Genomic DNA, 19373 nt, shown 5'->3' with positions numbered 1-19373 from the left:
TCTAGGCCTGCCCGCGGGTCGGTTCAATATGTCTTATATCTTATGTCTTATATAAGACATTACAAAACAGGAAAAGTTCACGGCGCTCCCGCCGCGGCGCCCCGGCGCGAAATTGTCGCGCCGCAAGCGCGATAGCATAGCCAAAATAGATGGCAGATCGGTCACAGGCGCCGCCCGGATGTCTCCGTCACGGGGTTCCTTCGCGCCACAGGGTCACCAGCGTGTGCGGCGCGCACGTTTCGGGGACGTCGAAACGCAGTGGTTCGTCCTGGTCCTCATAGCGAATCTCAACCGTGAAATAGCGCTGGTCGCCCGCGCCGCAGTCTGGCTGCGCGGCGTTCGCCGCCTCGTCCAGGATCGCGCATAGCGCCACGCGCCGATCCACAGGGCAATCCCGAAGCGCGATCCTGCGCGGACGGGACAGCGTGGGGATCGCCGCGACGCCGCCCTGGCGCAGCACGCGGGCGTCGACAGCCTTGTCCCAGGCGGGCAGGGCATTCATGACGGCACCACGCCCACGGTTTGCCAGGCGTCCCGCACGGCTTCCATGGCGCTGTTGCCGGCGTCCGCCGCATGCCGCAAGGTCAGGCCGGCGAAAGTCGGGAAATCCGCTTCCCGGGATAGCGACGGGTCGCACAGGGCGTCGTACCACACGCGTCCGGCGGCCTCCCACGCATGGCCGCCGAGCGCCTGGGCCGCCAGGTAGAAAGCCCGGTTCGGAATGCCGGAATTGATATGCACGCCGCCGTTGTCGTCCTGCGTATGGACGAAGTCCCGCATGTGGTCCGGCTGGGGGTCCCGTCCCAGGACCGGATCGTCATAGGCCGTCCCGGGGGCCGCCATCGAACGCAAGGCCCGGGCTTGCACGGCGTCGGTGAACAAGCCCACGCCCACCAGCCAGTCCGCCTGCGCGGCCGTCTGCCGCAGGTGGTACTGCTTGACCATGACACCGAACACGTCGCTGATGGATTCATTGAGCGCGCCGGCCTGCCCTTGGTAGACCAGGGCGGCTTCATGGTCGATGATGCCATGCGCCAGCTCGTGCGCGACGACTTCCATGGCGATGGTGAAGCGGTTGAAGACCTCGCCATCGCCGTCGCCGAACACCATCTGCTCGCCATTCCAGAAGGCGTTGTCGTAGTGAACGCCATAGTGGACGGTGCCGACCAGGGCCATGCCGCTTCCGTCGATGGAGTTGCGGCCGTAGACCTCCGCAAACAGCGCGCGCGTCGCGCCGAGATAGGCGTAGGCTTCGTCGGCCGCATCATCGCCCGTGGCGGGCTGCCCTTCGGCGCGGACCAGCTTGCCGGGCAGCGCGGTGCCCCTGTCGGCCGTATGGACATATCGCGGGGCCGCCTGGGCCGGCCGCAGGGCTGGGGCGGCAAAGGCGCGCGCCTGGGCCGTCTGGCGCAGGCTGCCCGGTGCGCCGTCCAATCCCAGCGTATCGGCCGCGCTGGCGCGAACGTGCGGGCTGCCCAGGTGGATGAGCCGATCCAGCAGGTAAGGCGGCAACAAGGCGCGCGCCGGCCGGCACGGGCGGGGGGACGGAAGCATGATGTGGCCCTCAGGGATACCCTGAGCATAATGCCGCTACGGTCCACAAAGCGAGCCCGGCATGCCGCCCGGCCGCGCTTGCGCCTGCCAGCCTGCCCTCAGGCAGCCTTGCGTCGCCGCAGCAGGGCCTGGAACTCCCCGACAATGCCGCGCCGGAAGGCCATGACGCAGAGCACGAAGATCAAACCGATGACGATCGTCACCGATTCGCCCAGCTGCTGGAACCATTGCACGCCCGTCCAGCGCGTCAGCGCGCTGGCGAAGTCGCCGACCTTGTTCTCCAGCAGCACCACGATGAAGGCGCCGATGACCGGGCCCAGGAAGGTCCCCATGCCGCCGATCAGCGTCATCAGGATGACCAGTCCCGACATCTGCCAGGTTGCATCGGACAAGGTGGCCGAGACGAAGACCAGGGTCTTGGCCGAGCCGGCCAGCCCGGCAATGGCGGCCGACAGCACGAAGGCGAGCAGCTTGAATCGATCGACGTCGTAGCCTAGCGAGATGGCGCGTGGCTCGTTTTCGCGCAAAGCCTTCAGAACCTGACCGAACGGGGAATTCACGGCGCGCCAGATGATGGCGAAGCCGATGATGAACAGCGCCAGTACCAGGTAGTAAAGGTTGAGGTCGCTGCCAAGGTCGATCACGCCGAACAGGTGGCCGCGCGGCACCCCTTGGAGACCGTCCTCGCCGCCCGTGAAGGGCGCCTGCAGAAAGTAGAAATACACCATCTGCGCCAGCGCCAGCGTGACCATTGCGAAGTAGATGCCGCTGCGGCGTATCGCCAGGCCGCCCATGACCAGGCCCAGGAGGGCTGCCACCAGCACGCCGAACAGCAGTCCGGCTTCCGGTCCGAAGCCCCATACCTTGATGGCATGGCCGGTTGCGTACGCCGCGCTTCCAAGGAAGGCGGCATGGCCGAACGACAGGAGGCCGGTGAAGCCCAGCAGCAGGTTGAAGGCGCACGCGAACAACGCGTAGCACATCACTTTCATGGCGAAAATGGGATACACCCCGGCGAAGGGCAGCAGGGCCGCCGCAATGGCCAGGACCACATAGCCAACGATGTGTCGATTCATTTTTCTTTTCCGAACAGCCCCGCCGGGCGCAGCAGCAGCACGATGGCCATGATGACGAAAACCACGGTGCTGGACGCTTCCGGCCAGAAGACTTTGGTCAACCCTTCGATCACGCCCAGTCCCAGGCCCGTGACGATGGCGCCCAGGATGGAGCCCATGCCGCCGATCACCACCACGGCAAACACGACGATGATCAGGTTCGAGCCCATCAAGGGCGATACCTGCAGCACGGGGGCGGCCAGCACGCCGGCGAAGGCCGCCAGGCCCACGCCGAAACCATAGGTCAGCATGATCATGCGCGGCACATTGATGCCGAACGCCTCGACCAGCTTCGGGTTCTCCGTGCCGGCGCGCAGCAGCGCGCCCAGCCGTGTACGTTCGATCACGAACCATGTGGTCATGCAGACCACCAGGGAAGCCACCACCACCCAGGCGCGGTAGTTGGGCAGGACCATGAAGCCGAGGTTGGTCGCCCCGCGCAGCAGGTCCGGCGTGGCGAAAGGCTGGCCGGAGACGCCATAGACGCTGCGGAACAATCCTTCGATCAGCAGCGTCAGGCCGAAGGTGAGCAGCAGCCCGTAGAGATGGTCCAGCTTGTACAGGTGGCGCAGCAGCAGGCGTTCGATGACGATGCCGAACAGGCCGACGACGAGCGGCGCGAGGATCAGCATGACCCAATAGTTCAGGCCCAGGTAGGCCAGGCCCATCCAGGCCACGAAGGCGCCCATCATGTAGAGGGCGCCGTGGGCGAAATTGATGACGTTGAGCAGACCGAAAATAACCGCCAGGCCGAGGGACAGCATGGCGTAGAAGGAGCCGTTCACCAAGCCCAGCAGCAATTGCCCGAACAGGGCCTGCATGGGGATGCCGAATACATTCATCTTATGGAAATCCTGCGCCGGTTATGCGATCGCTAGCAAGGGCATGCGGCCGGCGCGGCAGGACCTCGCCGCCTGGCGCAGGCCCTGCCGCGATCCGCTTTTATTTATTATTTCTTCACCAGCGGGCAGGTCGACTCGGACAGCTTGGTGTAGACCTGGTCGCCCGGCAGCGTCGCGACGACCTTGTAGTAGTCCCAGCGTCCCTTGGACTCCTTCGGCGTCTTCACCTGCATCAGGTACATGTCGTGGACCATGCGGCCGTCTTCGCGGACATAACCGCCCTGCGCGAACATATCGTTGATCTTGTTCGACCGCATCCACTTCAGGATCGTATCGGCATCGTCGGTCCCGGTCGCCTTCACCGCGTTCAGGTAGAAGCTCACCGATGAATAGTCGCCGGCCTGCAGCATGGACGGCTTGCGGCCGACCTTGGCTTCGAACTTCTTGCTCCACGCGCGCGAGGCATCGTTCTGGTCCCAGTACCAGCCATCGGTCAGGTACAGGTTCTGCGTCGCTTGCAGTCCCAGGGAGTCGATGTCGTTGATGAAGACCAGCAGGCCGGCCATCTTCATGGTCTGGGTCACGCCGAATTCGTTCGCGGCCTTGATCGAATTGATGGTATCGCCGCCGGCATTCGCCAGGCCCAGGATCTGCGCCTTGGACGCCTGCGCCTGCAGCAGGAACGAAGAGAAATCGGAGGCACCGAGCGGCGCGCGCACCTGGCCCTTCACCTCGCCGCCAGCGGCCTTGACGACGTTGGCGGTATCGCGTTCCAGGGCGTGGCCGAAGGCATAATCGGCGGTCAGGAAGAACCAGCTCTTGCCGCCGTCCTTCACGACGGCCGAACCGGTGCCGCGCGCCAGCGCCACGGTGTCGTAGGCATAGTGCACGGTGTACGGGGTGCACTTGGCGTTGGTCAGGTCGGAGGCGCCGGCGCCGATGGCGATGAAGGGCTTTTTCTTTTCGGCGGCGACACCGGCCATGGCGAGGCTGGTGGCCGAATTCGTGCCGCCGATCAGCACGTCCAGATTCTGCTGGTCGAACCATTCGCGCGCCCGCGCCGAGGCGATGTCCGCCTTGTTCTGGTGGTCCGCCGTGACCAGCTCGATTTTCTTGCCGTTGATATTGCCGCCGGCGTCCTCGATGGCCATCCGGATCGCCTCGATGCCGGCCTTGCCGTCGATGTCGGAGTAGACGCCCGACATGTCGGTGATGAACCCGATGCGGATGACGTCGTCGGAAACGCCTTGTCCCTGGGCCGGCAGCGTCATGAATCCAAGGCCGGCCAGTGCCAGCGCGGCGGTAAGGGTATGCAGCTTCATTTAAGACTCCTCTCCCTCTTGTAGGGGGTTGCCGGTGTTCCGGCGGATGGCAGGTTCAGACGCCCAACAGGTCGTTGAGCGTTTCCTGTTTTTCGCTGAGTTGCGAAGCGTCGAAGTGTTCCACGATCTGGCCATGCTCCATGACGTAGAAACGGTCCGCCAGGGGCGCGGCGAAACGGAAGTTCTGTTCCACCATCACAATGGTGTAGCCGCGTTGTTTCAACGTCGTGATCATGCGGCCCAGCGCCTGCACGATAACCGGTGCCAGCCCTTCCGATATCTCGTCCAGAAGCAGGAGGCTGGCGCCGGTGCGCAGGATGCGGGCGACGGCCAGCATCTGCTGCTCGCCGCCCGACAGCCTCGTACCCGGGGAATGACGGCGTTCGTGCAGGTTGGGGAACATGTCATAGATTTCCGCCAGCGACATCCCGCCGCCCAGCGAGCCGCCCACGACGGGCGGCAACAGCAGGTTTTCCTCGCAGGAGAGGCTGGCGAAGATGCCACGCTCTTCCGGGCAATAACCGACGCCCAGGTGGGCGATGCGGAACGTCGGTAAACCGATCGATTCGGTGCCGTTGATGCGTACCGAACCGCGCCGGCTGCCTGTCAGGCCCAGGATCGCGCGCAGCGTCGTCGTGCGGCCGGCGCCGTTGCGTCCCAGCAGCGTTACGACCTCGCCCTGGCCGACGCGCAGGTTCACCCCGTGCAGGATGTGCGATTCGCCGTACCACGCCTGCAGGTCGGTGATCTCCAATGCCGCGGCATTGTTCATGCGTGCGCTCCTTGCAGTTCGCCGGAGGTCGTTCCCATATAGGCCTGCATCACATCGGGATTGCGCGAAACCTCCGCATAGTCGCCTTCCGCGAGCACGGCGCCGCGGGCCAGCACGGTGATGCGATCGGCAATGGACGACACCACTTTCATATTGTGTTCGACCATCAGGATGGTACGGCCCGCCCCCACGCGCTTGATGAGTTTCGTGACTCGATCGACGTCTTCGTGGCCCATGCCCTGGGTCGGCTCGTCCAGCAGCATCAGTTCCGGCTCCATGGCCAGCGTGGTCGCGATCTCGAGCGCCCGCTTGCGGCCATAGGGCAGGTTCACCGCCGTTTCATCGGCGAAAGCGCCAAGGTCGACTTCGTCCAGCAGCGCGCGCGCCGGCGCATTCAGCGCCTGCAGCCGTTTCTCGCTTTTCCAGAAATGCAGCGACAGCCCGGTCTTGCGCTGCAGCCCGATGCGCACGTTCTCCAGCACGGTCAGGTGCGGAAACACGGCCGATATCTGGAAAGACCGGATGATGCCGCGCCGGGCGATCTGGGCCGGCCTTTCACCGGTGATGTCCATGCCGTTGAAAACGATGCGGCCGGCGCTCGGCGCCAGGAACTTGGTAAGCAGGTTGAAGCACGTGGTCTTGCCCGCGCCGTTCGGGCCGATCAGCGCATGGATATGCCCACGCCGGACCCGCAGGTCCACGCTTTTTACCGCGACAAAGCCGCGGAACTCCTTGGTCAGGCCCTGAGTCTCCAGGATGGTGTCCTGCATATCGCACCAGTGTTTGTATTTGTTGCGGCGAGTATGCGGACGGCAAGGGCAAAATTCTATGCGGGTTTTACATAGGTTTTTTCTAACGAAAAAGGGGTCTTGACAGAGGCCGCGCGGCCCGTGCGGTGGTGCCTCTGGACAAGCCGCTACTTGGGCACGGCGGGCGTCTTGCGGCCGTACTCGCACAGGTCGGCGATGCCGCATTGCGGACACTTCGGCGTGCGCGCCACGCATATATAGCGACCGTGCAGGATCAGCCAGTGATGGGCGTCCTGCAGGTATTCCGGCGGCACCAGCCGGGTGAGTTTCTGCTCCACTTCGAGCACGTTCTTGCCCGGCGCCAGCCGTGTGCGGTTGGAAACTCGAAAAATATGGGTGTCCACCGCCATGGTCGGCTGCCCGAATGCCGTGTTCAGCACGACATTGGCGGTTTTGCGCCCCACGCCGGGCAGCGCTTCCAGCGCTTCGCGGCTTTGCGGTACTTCGCCGCCGTGCCGCTCCAGGATGAGCCGGGCCGTCTCCACGGCATTCTTGGCCTTGGTCCGATACAGGCCGATGGTCTTGATGTAATCGGCCAGGCCGGCTTCGCCCAGCTCGAGCAGTCCTTGCGGCGTGCCGTAATGGGGAAAGAACTTGCGGGTGGCGATATTCACCGATTTGTCGGTCGCCTGGGCCGACAGCAGTACGGCGATCAGCAACTGGAAGGGCGTGGCGTATTCGAGCTCGGTGGTGGGCGTGGGGTTGGCGGCTTGCAGGCGGGCGAAAATCTCGCGGCGTTTCGCGGCATTCATCGGCGTGTGCTTTCCTTACTTCGGCGTGGCGAGCCGGCGCGCACGGGCGCGGGCCAGGGCGTCATCGATGGCGGCCCGCCTGCGGGCGGCGGCATCCTCCGGCGCGGGTTCGGCCGGCCGCAATGTCGCCGGCATGGGCGCCGGGCCCGCGTTTACGCTGGCCGCGGGGGCGGGATGGCCGCCAGCAGGCTCCCGCCGATCCGCGCGCCGGCCAGTCGTGCCGCCGTCTTCCTGCAGGCGGCGCGCGCGGCGCTCATGGCGGTCGCGCGAGCGCCGTGCATCATCGGTTGTCCAGTCCCTGCCGCTGGGCACCATGACGATGCAGTCCACCGGACAGGGCGCCACGCACAGGTCGCAGCCCGTGCACAGCGCCTCGACCACGGTATGCATGCGCTTGGCGGTGCCCACAATGGCGTCCACCGGACAGGCGTCGATGCACAAGGTACAGCCGATGCAATGCGTTTCGTCGATGACCGCCACCGTGAGCGGGCCCGGCGTGCCGCGCGACGTATCCAGGGGCAGCGAGGGCGTCCCCAAGAGTGCCGCCAGCGCCCGCACCCCGCTTTCCCCGCCCGGCGGGCAGCGGTTGATGTCCGCCTCGCCGTGCGCGATCGCGGCGGCATACGGCCGACAGCCCTCATAGCCGCATTTGGTGCACTGAGTCTGCGGCAGCAGGGCGTCGATATGGTCGGCGAGAGTGGCGGTGGGCATGAAACGAAAAAGGGGCCGTGGCGGCCCCCGCATGGCGTGGCGGCGGCCGTGGCCGCCGCGGTGCGCCATCAGGCGTGTTGGCGGATGAATTCCGTGATTTTAGGGCAGATCATCTCGCGCCAGCGGCGGCCGGAGAAAATCCCATAGTGTCCGCAATTGCGCGCCATGTAGTGGGTCTTGCGGTCGGCCGGGATGCCGCTGCACAGGTCCTGCGCGGCGCGGGTCTGGCCTTGGCCGGAGATGTCGTCCAGTTCGCCTTCGATGGTCATCAGCGCGACGCGCTTGATGTCAGCGGGCCGGACAAGCTGTCCATCCACTTCCCAGGTCCCCTTGGGAAGCCGGTATTCCTGGAAAACCATTTTGATCGTGTCCAGGTAAAACTCCGCCGCCATGTCCAGCACCGCGTTGTATTCATCGTAGAACCGCCGGTGCGCTTCGGCATCGCCGTCGTCGCCGCGCACCAGGTCCAGGTAGAAGTCGTAGTGCGACTTCAGGTGCCGGTCCGGGTTCATCGCGACGAAGCCGGCATGCTGCAGGAAACCCGGGTACACCGGACGCCCCGAACCTGGATAACGGCTGGGCACGCGGTGGATCAGTTGGTTTTCGAACCAGGAGTACGGCTTGGTCATCGCCAGGCGGTTTACCTGCGTGGGGCTCTGGCGGGGGTCGATGGGGCCGCCCATCATGACCATGCTGCGCGGTTGACAGGGATCGTTGCGGGACGCCATCAGCGAGATCGCGGCGAGCACCGGAACCGTGGGCTGGCACACCGAAATGACATGCGTGTCGGCGCCGAGGAAGCGCAGGAAATCCTGCACGTAGCGCACGTAGTCGTTCAGGTGGAAGGGGCCCTCGGACATGGGGACCATGCGCGCGTCCACCCAATCCGTTACGTACACGTCATGCTGGGGCAACAAGGCGCGCACGGTATCGCGCAGCAAGGTCGCATGGTGGCCGGACAAGGGGGCCACCAGCAGTACGCGCGGATCCTTGCGCTTGGCCATCCCCTGGCGCGCGAAATGGATGAGCCGGCAGAAGGGCAGATCCATCGCGATCTCTTCGGTGACGCGCACCTTTTTGCCGTCCACCTCGGTAGTGGGCAGGTCCCAGGCCGGTTTTTCGTATTCCTTGCCGATGCGGTGCATCAGTTCGTAGCCGGCCGCGAGCTGGCGCGAAACCGGCGTGTAGGCCCAGGGACTATAGGGATGGGAAAACAGCTGCGAACCGACGTCCGTGAAGGCGGCGAATGGCGTCAAAAAGGCGCGCTGCAGCTCATGCAATTGATACAGCATCGAGTGTTCCTTTCCAGACCGGAGGCTCCGAATGAGCCCCACGCCGCCCGCGAGCCGAGGTCCGCGGGGCGACTTGACCCACCCATTTTACGCACTGCTACACATAGGGCACGGCTGGGCAACGCCTGCGCGGGCAATCTGTTGTCAAAATGGGAATTTCGCTCTTCAGTAAAAAAGAGCGGGTCGCCGCCTTCCTTGGGGAGCGTGGCAACGACGCTACAGCGCAATTGGCGTGCCGGCGGCCGTTACCAATAGTTTTCGACCGCCAGGTTGCCCGGAACGCCGCGGCGCCCGGGGGCGAAGCCGCGAGCCGCGAGCAGTTTGCGCGCGTCGCCGAGCATCTCAGGGTTGCCGCAGAGCATGACCCTGGCGCGGTCGGGGTCCAGCGTCTCGCCCACCAGGCTTTCGAGGCGGCCATCGGCGATCAGCGTGGTCAACCGTTCGCGGGGAACGCCTGGTAAAGCGTCGCGGGTCGCGACGGGGAGGTAGATCAGCTTGCGCGGGTCCGCGCGATGGATCTCCCCGAACTCCGGCAAGGTCGACCAGCCTTCGATCTCCTGGCGGTAGGCCAGCTCGTTGGCATAGCGCACCCCGTGGACCAGGATGATGCGGCGAAAGCTGGTCCAGGTTGCCGGATCCCTCAAGATGGACAGATAGGCCGAAAGCCCGGTACCCGTGGCCAGCAGCCACAGGTCGTTCTGTCCCGCGCCGGCCTGCTGGGCGGGCGAGGCGCCCGCCGGGGCCGCGAAGCGGTCTATCGTGAGAAAGCCGTAGGGATTCTTTTCCACGTACAGCGTATCGCCGGGCCGCAGGGCAGCCATGCGGGGACTGAAGGCGCCTTCCGGCACCACGATGGAGTAGAACTCCAGTTCATTGTCCAGCGGGCCGGACACCATGGAATAGGCGCGCCACAGGGTGGGTTCCCCGTCGCAGGCCGGGTCTTCCGGCAACCCCACCCTGGCGAACTGGCCCGCCTTGAAGACAAAGGCAGGGTCCCGCGTCACGCGCAGGGAAAACAACTTGCCGGGCACCCAGGTACGTACCTCGGTGACGGTCTGGCGCGTGTACTTGCTTTCGGTCATGGGCGGGGGTGTCCGCCGCATGGGCTGACGGACGGGCAGGCAGTTATTTTTCCAGGTATTGCAGCTTGTCTGGCTTGCCGTTCCATTCATCCGCGTCGGGCAGCGGCTTCTTGGCGCGGCTGATGCTGGCGAACTCCGGGGAAAGTTCGGCGTTCAGTGCGATGAACTTCATCTGGTCCTGCGGGACGTCTTCTTCCGCATAGATGGCGTTGGCGGGACACTCCGGGATGCAGACCGCGCAATCGATGCACTCGTCCGGATCGATGACCAGGAAGTTCGGACCTTCCCGGAAACAATCCACCGGGCACACGTCGACGCAATCGGTGTACTTGCACTTGATACAGTTTTCGGTGACGACGTGGGTCATGCGGCAACTCCGAGGTGCACTTTCTATTCCGCTAAAAGAGGGATTTTACCCAATCGCGCAAGCCAGCCTGGCGGATAACCCTGAACGGGGTAGTGTCGCCGGCCTCGACGCGGTGGCCGGCACCGGCGAACCAGCGTGGTGGGCAAGGGCATCGCTCGCCAGCGGAAAGTGCTGTGCTATGGTTCAGTACGCTGCGTCGGCGACGGCCGGGCCGCACTTGGCGGCGACGCTGTGCGTGAACGCGCCTGCCTGTGTGTGCGCCGGTCGGCGGCCGGCATGGCCGCCGCCTTCCCTGGAGGCGAGTGCAGAGGCGATGAATCAAGCGACAAAAGAAGCGACCACGCGAACCATGATAATCACCTCGCTGTTAGACACGGACCTGTACAAGTTCAGCATGATGCAAGTGGTGTTGCATCACTTTCCCGCTGCGCAGGTGGAATACCGCTACAAGTGCCGCACGCCCGGTGTGAACCTGCGGCCGTATATGGACGAGATCCGCGAGGAGATCCACAGCCTGTGCCAGCTGCGTTTCACCGACGACGAACTGGGCTACCTGGGCGGATTGCGGTTCATCAAGAGCGATTTCGTCGATTTCCTCGGCCTGTTCCACATGCCTGAACGCTGCATACGTGTGGACGAAGGCGAGCATCCCGGCGAAATCTCGATCGAGGTCAAGGGGCCCTGGCTGCATACCATCCTCTTCGAGATCCCGGTCCTGGCCATTGTCAACGAGGTCTATTTCCGCAACACGCGCACGCATCCCGACCTGGAAGAGGGCCGCGCGCGGCTGCAGTCGAAAATGAGCCTGGTGGTGGACGATCCCGATATGGTGGATTTCCGCGTGGCCGAATACGGCACGCGTCGCCGCTTCTCCAAGACCTGGCATGAAGAAGTCGTCGCCACGATGAAAGCCACCATGGGCAAGATGTTCGCCGGCACCAGCAATGTGTACCTGGCGCGCAAGTACGGCGTGCTGCCGCTGGGAACGATGGGGCATGAATATCTGCAGGCCTGCCAGGCCCTGGGCCCGCGCCTGCGGGACTCGCAGGTCTATGCGCTGGAGGTATGGGCCAAGGAGTACCGCGGCGACCTGGGCATCGCGCTGTCCGATGTCTACGGCACCGATGCCTTCCTGCGCGATTTCGACATGTACTTCTGCAAGCTGTTCGACGGCGCGCGGCACGATTCCGGAGATCCGTTCGTGTGGGGCGAACGCATGATCGAGCACTACAAGGCCAATCGCGTCGATCCCCGAGCCAAGACACTGGTGTTCTCGGATGCCTTGACCTTTCCACGCGCGATCGAACTGGCGCGGCGCTTCGCCGGCCGCTGCCGCGTCTCGTTCGGCATCGGCACCAACCTGACCAACGACCTGGGCCATGAGCCCCTGCAGATCGTCATGAAAATGGTCCGTTGCAATGGGCAGCCCGTCGCCAAGGTGTCGGACGCGCCGGAAAAAACCATGTGCGACGATCCGGCCTACCTGGCCTATCTGCGCCAGGTATTCCAACTGCCTCCCATTCCGGTGAACGGCGCCGCCAAGTAGGCGGCCGTCCCTTGGCGGACCTGCCCGAACGCGGCGATAATCTGCCGTTTCCAACCGCGAGGATACGTGCATGAACCCCATCAAACGCGTCAACGTCGAAAAACGCCTGTCCGACATGGCCATTTATAACGGCGTGGCCTATCTGGCCGGCCAGGTGCCGGACGATGCCACGCTGGACATCACGGGCCAGACCAGCCAGGTCCTCGCCACCATCGACCGCCTGCTGGCCGAGGCCGGCACGGACAAGAGCCGTATCCTGATGGCGCAGATTTTCGTCGCCAACATGAAGGAATTCGACGGCATGAACAAGGCCTGGGATGCCTGGGTCGCCGCCGGCAATGCGCCGCCGCGGGCCACGGTGGAGGCCCGCCTGGCCAATCCCGACTACAAGGTCGAGATCGTCGTCACGGCCGCCGTCGGCTGATCGCGGCGCCGGGGCCCCTCAGGCCAGCCTGGTCATGGGGTCCTGGCGATAATAGGCGCGCAGCAGGCCGTACCATTCCGGTAGGGCCTGCGCCAGCGGCGCCGGCGCGACAAAAAAGGCTTCCGAACTGACGGCAAAAAATTCCGCTTCATCCGTGGCCGCATAGGGATCCATGGGGAGTTGACCGTACCAGTGATCGGCTTCCGGCCCTTCCGGATCCACGTCCGGCGGGATCGCGTCTTCCACGGCCTGAAGCGCCTCCGTGTAGCGGTCCAGGCTTTCCTCCAGCACGCGGCGCCACAGGCGCGCATCCAGCTCGGCATGGCTGGCCAGGCCCGGCATGCCGTCGGCTTCGCCGCCGGACAGGTCCAGTTTGTGGGCGAATTCGTGGATCACCACATTGAAGTCGCCCTCCGCGATGCGGGCGTCTTCCCACGACAGCACAACCGGTCCGCCATCCCATGCTTCGCCCGCGGCATCCTCCACGTATTCATGCACCACGCCAAGCTCGTCCTCACTGCTTCGCGGGATCATGAACCCCTCCGGATAGACGATGATCTCGTCCCAGCCTTCATACAGGGCGGTGGGCAACTGCAGGATGGGCAGCGCGGCTTGCGCCGCGATGGAAAGGCGCATGAAGTCGGTCAGGATCAGGCCCTGCGCGCCGTTCAGGGTCTTGCTGGCCAGCAGCCATGCCGCCCTGGCATGCAGCGCCGTCCGCTCATCCGGGCCCAGGGCCTGCAGGAAAGGGTAGGCCCGCAGCACTTCTTCCCATAGCGCGGGCGGAATTGCCGCCTGCACCTGCGCAACGCGCGCGGCCGGGGCGCCACGTCCAAGCAGCCATCGCAGCATGGGCTTGCTTCTCCAGAAAATGCGCGTGTCGGAACCTTGCCGGGGGGCGCCGTGCAGGGCCCGTTGACCGCCGCGAGGTTCCTCGATGCCGTTTCGTATAAATGGGTTGAGACCTTAGTGTAGAGTGTCGGGATTCGCCCACAGGCGGTTTTTTCTTGTGCCGCGCCGATGCCCGCGTCTCCCGATCCCGACACCCTGACGCCCCTGGATGCCGCCTGGCTCGACGACGCCGCGGCAGGCCTGGATGCGGAATGGCGGGATCGCCTCGGCAAAGCCGCGGCATGGGCGGCCCCGCGCTTCGGTGACGAATGCGCGTTGACCGGCGAACCCCTGATCCACCACGCGGCCGGCGCGACGCGCATTCTGGCCAACCTGCATACCGATGGCGCCACCCGTGTGGCGGCCGTGCTCGCGGCGCTGCCGGCAGACCTGTCAGCGCCGGCACCGTCTGCGCGCCACGATCCCGTTGCGGCCGAGTTCGGCGACGATGTCGCCCGCCTGGTGCAGGGCGCGCGCGCCCTGTTGCGCCTGGGCGCGTTCGCACGTCTGGCCAGCGACAGCGCCGCGGATAGCGGTAACCAGAAAGAGATGCAGCGCAAGATGCTGCTGGCCATGGCGGCGGACCTGCGCATCGTCCTGATGCGGCTGGCCTCGCGTTTGCAGAGCCTGCGCTGGCATGCCGCCGCCAAGGTCGCTTGCCCACCCATGCTGGCGCAGGAAACGCTGGACCTGTATGCGCCGCTGGCCAATCGCCTCGGCATCTGGCAACTCAAGTGGGAAATGGAAGACCTGGCGTTCCGCTTCCTGGACGGCGACCGCTACAAGGAAATCGCGCGCCTGCTGGAAGAAAAGCGGGTGGAGCGCGAGGCCTTCATCGTCGACGCCATTGCCCGCATGCAGGCCGTCTTGAGCAAGGCGGGCATCGAGGCCGAGGTCAGCGGCCGGCCCAAGCATATCTATAGCATCTGGAACAAGATGCGCATCAAGGGGCTGGACTTCAGCCAGATGTTCGATCTGCGTGCCCTGCGCATCATTGTCGAAGACGTGCGCAACTGTTATGCGGCGCTGGCGCTGGTGCATGAGCTTTGGACCCCGTTGACCGAAGAGTTCGACGACTACATCTCGCGCCCCAAGCCCAATGGCTATCGCTCCTTGCATACGGTCGTGGTCGACCAGGACGGGCGTCCTTTCGAGGTGCAGATCCGCACCCGCGATATGCACCAGTTCGCCGAATATGGGATGGCGGCGCACTGGCGGTACAAAGAGGCCGGGGTGAAGGGCGGCCAGGTCGCCGCCTCCAGCGAATACGACCGACAGTTGTCCTGGATGCGGCAGTTGCTGGCCTGGAATGCCGACATGGACGCCGGTCCGGACCGCGGGACCGTGCCGGGCGCCGCGGCCGGGGCGGCCGATCACATCTATGTCCTGACGCCGCAGGCACGCGTGATCGAGCTGCCGGCAGGCTCCACGCCGGTGGATTTCGCGTATCACCTGCATACGGACCTTGGGCATCGCTGCCGGGGCGCCAAGATCGATGGGCAGATGGTGCCCCTGCAGACGCGCCTTGCCACCGGCCAGACCGTGGAGATCGTCGCTGCCAAGGCGGGGGGGCCATCGCGCGACTGGCTCAATCCGCAGCTGGGCTTCCTGGCCAGTCCGCGCGCGCGCGCCAAGGTGCGCAACTGGTTCAACGCCATCGAGCTGCAGCAACGCATCACGCAGGGCCAGGCCCTGGTGGAAAAGGAGTTGCAGCGGCTGGGCAAGACCGCCGTCAACCTGGAGCAACTTGCGCAGCAATTGGGCTTCGCGCGTGCCGACGATCTGTATGTCGCGGCGGCGAAGGACGAATTCAGCCTGCGGCAGATCGACGCGGTGTTCCAGCAGCCGGCCATCGAGCCCGAGGAGCCCGGCGTGGTCACGCACGCCAGCCGGGCGGAAAGTACGGAGAAGGGCGGCAAGAGCGGCGTGCTGGTGGTCGGCGTGGGTTCGCTGATGACCCAGCTGGCGCGCTGCTGCCGCCCGGCGCCGCCGGATGCCATCGTCGGTTTCGTGACGCGCGGACGCGGCGTCTCCATTCACCGCGCCGATTGCCATAGCTACGCCGCCTTGGCCGAGCGCGAGCCGGAACGTATCATCGACGTGGCCTGGGGGGAGACCGGCAACACGGTCTATCCGGTCGACATCAGCGTGCGTGCGCATGACCGCTCGGGGCTGTTGCGCGATTTGTCCGAAGTCTTTGCGCGGCTGAGGTTGAATGTCATCGGCGTCAATACGCAGAGCCGCAACTCCCTGGCGCACATGGTCTTCACCGTTGAAGTACATGACGGCGACGCGCTGCACCGCGCCCTCGCCGCCCTGGCCGAGGTCCCTGGGGTGACCGGAGCGGCGCGCAAATAAGGACGCGGCCGCACAGCCGTAGACGCGCGCCAGGGCGGCATCCTACACTGGCGTTCTTTGAGACTAGGTACGACAAGCGCCATCATGACCGTCATGAATACCCGCCGCTGGCTGGAAACCCTGGTCGCTTTCGACACTACCAGCCGCAATTCCAATCTCGCCCTGATCGAAACCGTGCGCGACTGGCTCAAGGGCCTGGGCGTGCAGGCATGGCTGGTGCATAACCCGGAGCGCACCAAGGCGGATCTGTTCGCCACGCTGCCGGCCCAGGATGGCGGCGAGCAGGGCGGCATTGTGTTGTCCGGACACACGGACGTGGTGCCGGTGGACGGACAAGCCTGGACGGCCGACCCGTTCGCGCTGCAGGAACGGGACGGTCGCCTGTACGGGCGCGGCGCCTGCGATATGAAAGGCTTCATCGCCGCGGCGTTGGCCATGATCCCCGAATTCCTGGCGATGCCGCGCAGGAAGCCCCTGCATCTGGCCCTTTCGTTCGATGAGGAAGTAGGCTGCGCCGGTGCGCCGTTCATGCTGGCCGACCTGCGCGAGCGCGGCATCCGGCCGGAGGGGTGCGTGGTGGGCGAGCCCACGGGCATGCAGGTCGTGGTCGCGCACAAGGGCATCAACCTGTACCGCTGCCGGGTGCATGGCAAGGCGGCGCACTCTTCGCTGACGCCGCACGGCTGCAATGCCATCGAATATGCCGCTCGCCTCATCTGCCATATACGCGACGTGGCCGATGCGTACAAGGCCAAGGGGCCGTACGACGCATTCTATGACGTTCCCTTCAGCACCATGACGACCAACCTGATCCAGGGTGGCATCGCGGTGAACACGATTCCCGACACCTGCGAGTTTTCCTACGAATTCCGCAATTTGCCGGGCATCGCCCCGGGAGACATCCAGTACGAGGTGCAGCGCTATGTCGATGAGGTCCTGCTGCCGCGCATGCGGGCCGAGTTCCCCGAAGCCCGCATCGAACTGGAAGCCGGTCCGGCCGCGCCGGGCCTGGAGGCCTCCGAGCAGGCGGCGATCACGCAACTGGTGCGGGCATTGACGCGCGATACGGCGACCCGCAAGGTCGCCTACGGCACCGAGGCCGGCTTGTTCCAGGGCATCGGTATCCCCACCGTCGTATGTGGTCCCGGCCATATCGCCCAGGCCCACAAGCCGGACGAATATGTGGCGCTGGACCAGTTGAGCGCCTGCGAAGCATTTTTGCGACGTGTCGGCCTATCCATATAATGCGGCGGGCACGGACTGCAGGTCAGGTAAAATAGCCGGTTGCTAAATTGGCGGCGAAGGCCACCGACGTCGCGCGTCGTTCAGGGAGTTTCCTGCGTCAAGGGAGTTCCCTGCTTCAAGGGGATTCCCTGTGTCAAGGAAGTTCCCTGCGTCGCGCCGGACCGGGCCGCCCGCTTTCCCGGTATGCCGGGAGGGAGAAGCTGGTGAAACCTTACGATTTTCCTGACGCCCAAGGGCATTTCGGTCCCTATGGCGGCGTGTTCGTGGCGGAAACGCTGATGCACGCGCTGGACGAATTGCGCACGTCCTATGACCGGTATCGCGTCGATGCGGATTTCATCAAGGAGTTCGAATACGAACTCAAGCATTTCGTCGGCCGCCCCAGCCCCGTCTACCACGCCCGCCGCTGGTCCAGCGAATTGGGCGGCGCGCAGATCTGGTTCAAGCGGGAAGACCTGAACCATACCGGCGCGCACAAGGTCAACAATTGCATCGGCCAGGCCCTGCTGGCGCGGCGCATGGGCAAGCCGCGCGTGATCGCCGAAACGGGCGCTGGGCAGCATGGCGTGGCCACGGCCACCGTCGCCGCGCGCTATGGCATGGAATGCGTGGTCTACATGGGTAGCGAGGACATCCGCCGCCAGGCGTCGAATGTCTATCGCATGAAGCTGCTCGGCGCCACGGTCGTGCCCGTGGAGTCCGGCTCGCGCACCTTGAAGGATGCGCTGAACGAAGCCATGCGCGACTGGGTCACCAACGTCGCCAACACTTTCTATATCATCGGCACCGTCGCCGGTCCCGATCCCTATCCTCGCATGGTGCGTGATTTCCAGACGGTCATCGGCAACGAATGCCTGCGGCAGATGCCCGAAGAAACGGGACGCCAGCCCGACATCGTCGTCGCGGCGGTGGGCGGCGGTTCCAACGCCATGGGGATCTTCCATCCTTATATTCCCTACGAGGATGTCAAGCTGGTGGGCGTCGAAGCCGCCGGGGAAGGCATGGACTCGGGCAAGCACGCTGCCTCGATCGCCGCCGGACAGGTGGGCGTGCTGCATGGCAACCGTACCTATGTGATCCAGAATGCCGACGGCCAGGTTCAGGAGACGCATTCGGTGTCGGCTGGCCTGGATTATCCCGGCGTCGGACCGGAACACGCCTGGCTGAAGGACAGCGGCCGCGCCAGCTATGTCGGCGTGACCGACGACGAGGCGCTGAAGGCCTTTCACGACTGCTGCCGCATCGAAGGCATCATGCCGGCGCTGGAATCGTCGCATGCGATCGCGCACGCGGTGCGGCTTGCGCCTACGTTGTCGCCGGACACGAACATCCTGGTCTGCCTGTCGGGTCGCGGCGACAAGGACATGCACACCGTCGCCGAGCGCGCCGGCCTGATCTTGTAATTCCACGGGCCCATTAGCATGACCCCCCAACAAGACCGTATCTCCGCGGCTTTCGCCCGCGCCCGCAGCGATGGACGCGCCGCGCTCATTCCGTATATCGCGGCCGGGGATCCCAGTCCGGCCGGTTGCGTGCCGCTGATGCATGCGCTGGTCGCGGCGGGCTCCGACGTCATCGAACTCGGCGTGCCGTTTTCCGATCCCATGGCCGATGGCCCCGTCATCCAGCGCGCCACCGAACGCGCCATCGCGCAGGGGATGAACCTGCGCCGCGTGCTGGACGCCGTCGCGGAGTTCCGCACGCGGGACGACCAGACTCCCGTGGTGCTGATGGGGTATGCCAACCCGATCGAACGCATGGGGCACGCGACGTTTGCCGAAGCGGCACGTGCGGCGGGCGTCGATGGCGTGCTCGTCGTCGACTACCCGCCGGAAGAAGTGCAGGAATTCGCCGAGCTGCTCGGCCACCACGGCATTGCGCCGATTTTCCTGCTGGCGCCCACATCCACCGACGCCCGCGTCGAGGCCATCGGCCGCGTGGCGCGCGGTTATGCCTATTACGTATCACTCAAGGGCATCACGGGGGCCGGCCATCTGGACACCGATGACGTCGCCCGGCGCCTGGCCCACATCCGACGCCATGTACAGGTGCCCATCGGGGTGGGCTTCGGCATACGCGATGCCGCCAGCGCCCAGCGCGTCGCCCAGGTGGCGGACGCGGTGGTCATCGGCAGCAAACTCATCGAAACGATGGAAACGGCGGTGGCCTCGGCAACGGCCGATCAGCGCGATGCAGCCGCCACGGCCGCCGCGCAGGACTGGCTGCATGGTATACGTCTGGCCCTCGAGCAGGTCAAACGCCCCACGGCGGCAGCCTGACGGCCGCGCATC

The 19373-nt window shown here is 65.3% G+C and carries 19 protein-coding genes; 6 read left to right on the top strand and 13 right to left on the bottom strand.

Going from position 1 to position 19373, the window contains the following annotated elements:
• Nucleotides 1-187 precede the first annotated feature (187 nt).
• The 12 genes from BAU07_RS18415 to fdxA all read right to left on the bottom strand — a co-directional run bounded on the left by BAU07_RS18415 (nucleotide 188) and on the right by fdxA (nucleotide 10618).
• Entirely contained in the window at nucleotides 188-502 is a 315-nt protein-coding gene (locus tag BAU07_RS18415) for a protealysin inhibitor emfourin (protein ID WP_066660598.1), read from the bottom strand.
• A complete protein-coding gene (locus tag BAU07_RS18410) occupies nucleotides 499-1554 on the bottom strand; it encodes a M4 family metallopeptidase (RefSeq protein ID WP_066660596.1) in 1056 nt (351 codons plus the stop codon). The genes BAU07_RS18415 and BAU07_RS18410 overlap by 4 nt, the downstream gene beginning before the upstream one ends.
• 98 nt (nucleotides 1555-1652) lie before the next feature.
• On the bottom strand, nucleotides 1653-2630 hold the full coding sequence (locus BAU07_RS18405) for a branched-chain amino acid ABC transporter permease (protein ID WP_066660594.1): 978 nt from the start codon (nucleotides 2628-2630) through the stop codon (nucleotides 1653-1655).
• On the bottom strand, nucleotides 2627-3511 hold the full coding sequence (locus BAU07_RS18400) for a branched-chain amino acid ABC transporter permease (protein ID WP_066660584.1): 885 nt from the start codon (nucleotides 3509-3511) through the stop codon (nucleotides 2627-2629). Before BAU07_RS18400 ends, BAU07_RS18405 begins: the two co-directional genes overlap by 4 nt.
• A 107-nt stretch (nucleotides 3512-3618) precedes the next feature.
• Nucleotides 3619-4833 (bottom strand): ABC transporter substrate-binding protein, encoded by a 1215-nt coding sequence (locus tag BAU07_RS18395; RefSeq protein ID WP_066660582.1) that lies wholly within the window; start codon nucleotides 4831-4833, stop codon nucleotides 3619-3621.
• A gap of 55 nt (nucleotides 4834-4888) precedes the next feature.
• Nucleotides 4889-5605, bottom strand: a complete 717-nt coding sequence (locus BAU07_RS18390) for an ABC transporter ATP-binding protein (protein WP_066660579.1) — start codon at nucleotides 5603-5605, stop codon at nucleotides 4889-4891.
• Complete coding sequence (locus BAU07_RS18385) at nucleotides 5602-6375, bottom strand: ABC transporter ATP-binding protein (protein WP_066660577.1); 774 nt, start codon at nucleotides 6373-6375, stop codon at nucleotides 5602-5604. The genes BAU07_RS18390 and BAU07_RS18385 overlap by 4 nt, the downstream gene beginning before the upstream one ends.
• A gap of 146 nt (nucleotides 6376-6521) precedes the next feature.
• Entirely contained in the window at nucleotides 6522-7166 is a 645-nt protein-coding gene (gene nth, locus BAU07_RS18380; protein ID WP_066660575.1) for an endonuclease III, read from the bottom strand.
• A gap of 15 nt (nucleotides 7167-7181) precedes the next feature.
• Nucleotides 7182-7877 (bottom strand): electron transport complex subunit RsxB, encoded by a 696-nt coding sequence (gene rsxB, locus BAU07_RS18375; RefSeq protein WP_066665539.1) that lies wholly within the window; start codon nucleotides 7875-7877, stop codon nucleotides 7182-7184.
• Nucleotides 7878-7945: 68 nt separating this feature from the next.
• Nucleotides 7946-9169, bottom strand: coding sequence for a polyhydroxyalkanoate depolymerase (locus tag BAU07_RS18370; protein WP_066660573.1), 1224 nt, complete (start codon nucleotides 9167-9169; stop codon nucleotides 7946-7948).
• Between the two features lie 245 nt (nucleotides 9170-9414).
• Nucleotides 9415-10251: a ferredoxin--NADP reductase gene (locus tag BAU07_RS18365; protein WP_066660571.1), complete on the bottom strand. Its 837-nt coding sequence runs from the start codon at nucleotides 10249-10251 to the stop codon at nucleotides 9415-9417.
• 43 nt (nucleotides 10252-10294) lie between these two features.
• Entirely contained in the window at nucleotides 10295-10618 is a 324-nt protein-coding gene (fdxA, locus tag BAU07_RS18360) for a ferredoxin FdxA (protein WP_066660569.1), read from the bottom strand.
• Nucleotides 10619-10967: 349 nt separating this feature from the next.
• Between fdxA and pncB the strand changes: the two genes are divergently transcribed.
• Both pncB and BAU07_RS18350 read left to right on the top strand, forming a co-directional pair.
• Nucleotides 10968-12164 carry a nicotinate phosphoribosyltransferase gene (gene pncB, locus BAU07_RS18355; protein WP_066660566.1) on the top strand — a complete coding sequence of 399 codons (1197 nt, stop codon included), beginning with the start codon at nucleotides 10968-10970 and terminating at the stop codon, nucleotides 12162-12164.
• A gap of 70 nt (nucleotides 12165-12234) precedes the next feature.
• A complete protein-coding gene (locus BAU07_RS18350) occupies nucleotides 12235-12588 on the top strand; it encodes a RidA family protein (protein WP_066660563.1) in 354 nt (117 codons plus the stop codon).
• Nucleotides 12589-12606: 18 nt separating this feature from the next.
• Here the strand turns inward: BAU07_RS18350 and BAU07_RS18345 are convergent, their stop codons facing one another.
• Nucleotides 12607-13440: a M90 family metallopeptidase gene (locus BAU07_RS18345; RefSeq protein WP_066660561.1), complete on the bottom strand. Its 834-nt coding sequence runs from the start codon at nucleotides 13438-13440 to the stop codon at nucleotides 12607-12609.
• Nucleotides 13441-13608: 168 nt separating this feature from the next.
• Here BAU07_RS18345 and BAU07_RS18340 point away from each other — a divergent pair, with 168 nt between their 5' ends.
• The 4 genes from BAU07_RS18340 to trpA all read left to right on the top strand — a co-directional run bounded on the left by BAU07_RS18340 (nucleotide 13609) and on the right by trpA (nucleotide 19361).
• Nucleotides 13609-15837, top strand: coding sequence for a RelA/SpoT family protein (locus BAU07_RS18340; RefSeq protein ID WP_066660558.1), 2229 nt, complete (start codon nucleotides 13609-13611; stop codon nucleotides 15835-15837).
• Nucleotides 15838-15930: 93 nt separating this feature from the next.
• Nucleotides 15931-17082: an acetylornithine deacetylase gene (argE, locus tag BAU07_RS18335; protein ID WP_066665538.1), complete on the top strand. Its 1152-nt coding sequence runs from the start codon at nucleotides 15931-15933 to the stop codon at nucleotides 17080-17082.
• A 203-nt stretch (nucleotides 17083-17285) separates the two neighbouring features.
• Nucleotides 17286-18485 (top strand): tryptophan synthase subunit beta, encoded by a 1200-nt coding sequence (gene trpB / locus BAU07_RS18330; protein ID WP_066660555.1) that lies wholly within the window; start codon nucleotides 17286-17288, stop codon nucleotides 18483-18485.
• Nucleotides 18486-18503: 18 nt separating this feature from the next.
• Entirely contained in the window at nucleotides 18504-19361 is an 858-nt protein-coding gene (gene trpA, locus BAU07_RS18325; RefSeq protein WP_066660551.1) for a tryptophan synthase subunit alpha, read from the top strand.
• Nucleotides 19362-19373: the final 12 nt, after the last annotated feature.

The organism is Bordetella flabilis (assembly GCF_001676725.1).
Taxonomy (GTDB): Bacteria; Pseudomonadota; Gammaproteobacteria; order Burkholderiales; family Burkholderiaceae_B; genus Bordetella_C; species Bordetella_C flabilis.
This window is presented reverse-complemented; position numbering and strand designations above follow the sequence as displayed.

Coding starts and splice junctions, on each gene's coding strand:
- BAU07_RS18405 (WP_066660594.1), bottom strand. CDS start 2,630: ATGAATCGACACATCGTTGGCTATGTGGTCCTGGCCATTGCGGCGGCC.
- pncB (WP_066660566.1), top strand. CDS start 10,968: ATGATAATCACCTCGCTGTTAGACACGGACCTGTACAAGTTCAGCATG.
- argE (WP_066665538.1), top strand. CDS start 15,931: ATGAATACCCGCCGCTGGCTGGAAACCCTGGTCGCTTTCGACACTACC.
- trpA (WP_066660551.1), top strand. CDS start 18,504: ATGACCCCCCAACAAGACCGTATCTCCGCGGCTTTCGCCCGCGCCCGC.
- nth (WP_066660575.1), bottom strand. CDS start 7,166: ATGAATGCCGCGAAACGCCGCGAGATTTTCGCCCGCCTGCAAGCCGCC.
- BAU07_RS18365 (WP_066660571.1), bottom strand. CDS start 10,251: ATGACCGAAAGCAAGTACACGCGCCAGACCGTCACCGAGGTACGTACC.
- BAU07_RS18415 (WP_066660598.1), bottom strand. CDS start 502: ATGAATGCCCTGCCCGCCTGGGACAAGGCTGTCGACGCCCGCGTGCTG.
- BAU07_RS18370 (WP_066660573.1), bottom strand. CDS start 9,169: ATGCTGTATCAATTGCATGAGCTGCAGCGCGCCTTTTTGACGCCATTC.
- BAU07_RS18345 (WP_066660561.1), bottom strand. CDS start 13,440: ATGCTGCGATGGCTGCTTGGACGTGGCGCCCCGGCCGCGCGCGTTGCG.
- fdxA (WP_066660569.1), bottom strand. CDS start 10,618: ATGACCCACGTCGTCACCGAAAACTGTATCAAGTGCAAGTACACCGAT.
- BAU07_RS18385 (WP_066660577.1), bottom strand. CDS start 6,375: ATGCAGGACACCATCCTGGAGACTCAGGGCCTGACCAAGGAGTTCCGC.
- BAU07_RS18395 (WP_066660582.1), bottom strand. CDS start 4,833: ATGAAGCTGCATACCCTTACCGCCGCGCTGGCACTGGCCGGCCTTGGA.
- BAU07_RS18390 (WP_066660579.1), bottom strand. CDS start 5,605: ATGAACAATGCCGCGGCATTGGAGATCACCGACCTGCAGGCGTGGTAC.
- rsxB (WP_066665539.1), bottom strand. CDS start 7,877: ATGCCCACCGCCACTCTCGCCGACCATATCGACGCCCTGCTGCCGCAG.
- BAU07_RS18410 (WP_066660596.1), bottom strand. CDS start 1,554: ATGCTTCCGTCCCCCCGCCCGTGCCGGCCGGCGCGCGCCTTGTTGCCG.
- BAU07_RS18340 (WP_066660558.1), top strand. CDS start 13,609: ATGCCCGCGTCTCCCGATCCCGACACCCTGACGCCCCTGGATGCCGCC.
- BAU07_RS18350 (WP_066660563.1), top strand. CDS start 12,235: ATGAACCCCATCAAACGCGTCAACGTCGAAAAACGCCTGTCCGACATG.
- BAU07_RS18400 (WP_066660584.1), bottom strand. CDS start 3,511: ATGAATGTATTCGGCATCCCCATGCAGGCCCTGTTCGGGCAATTGCTG.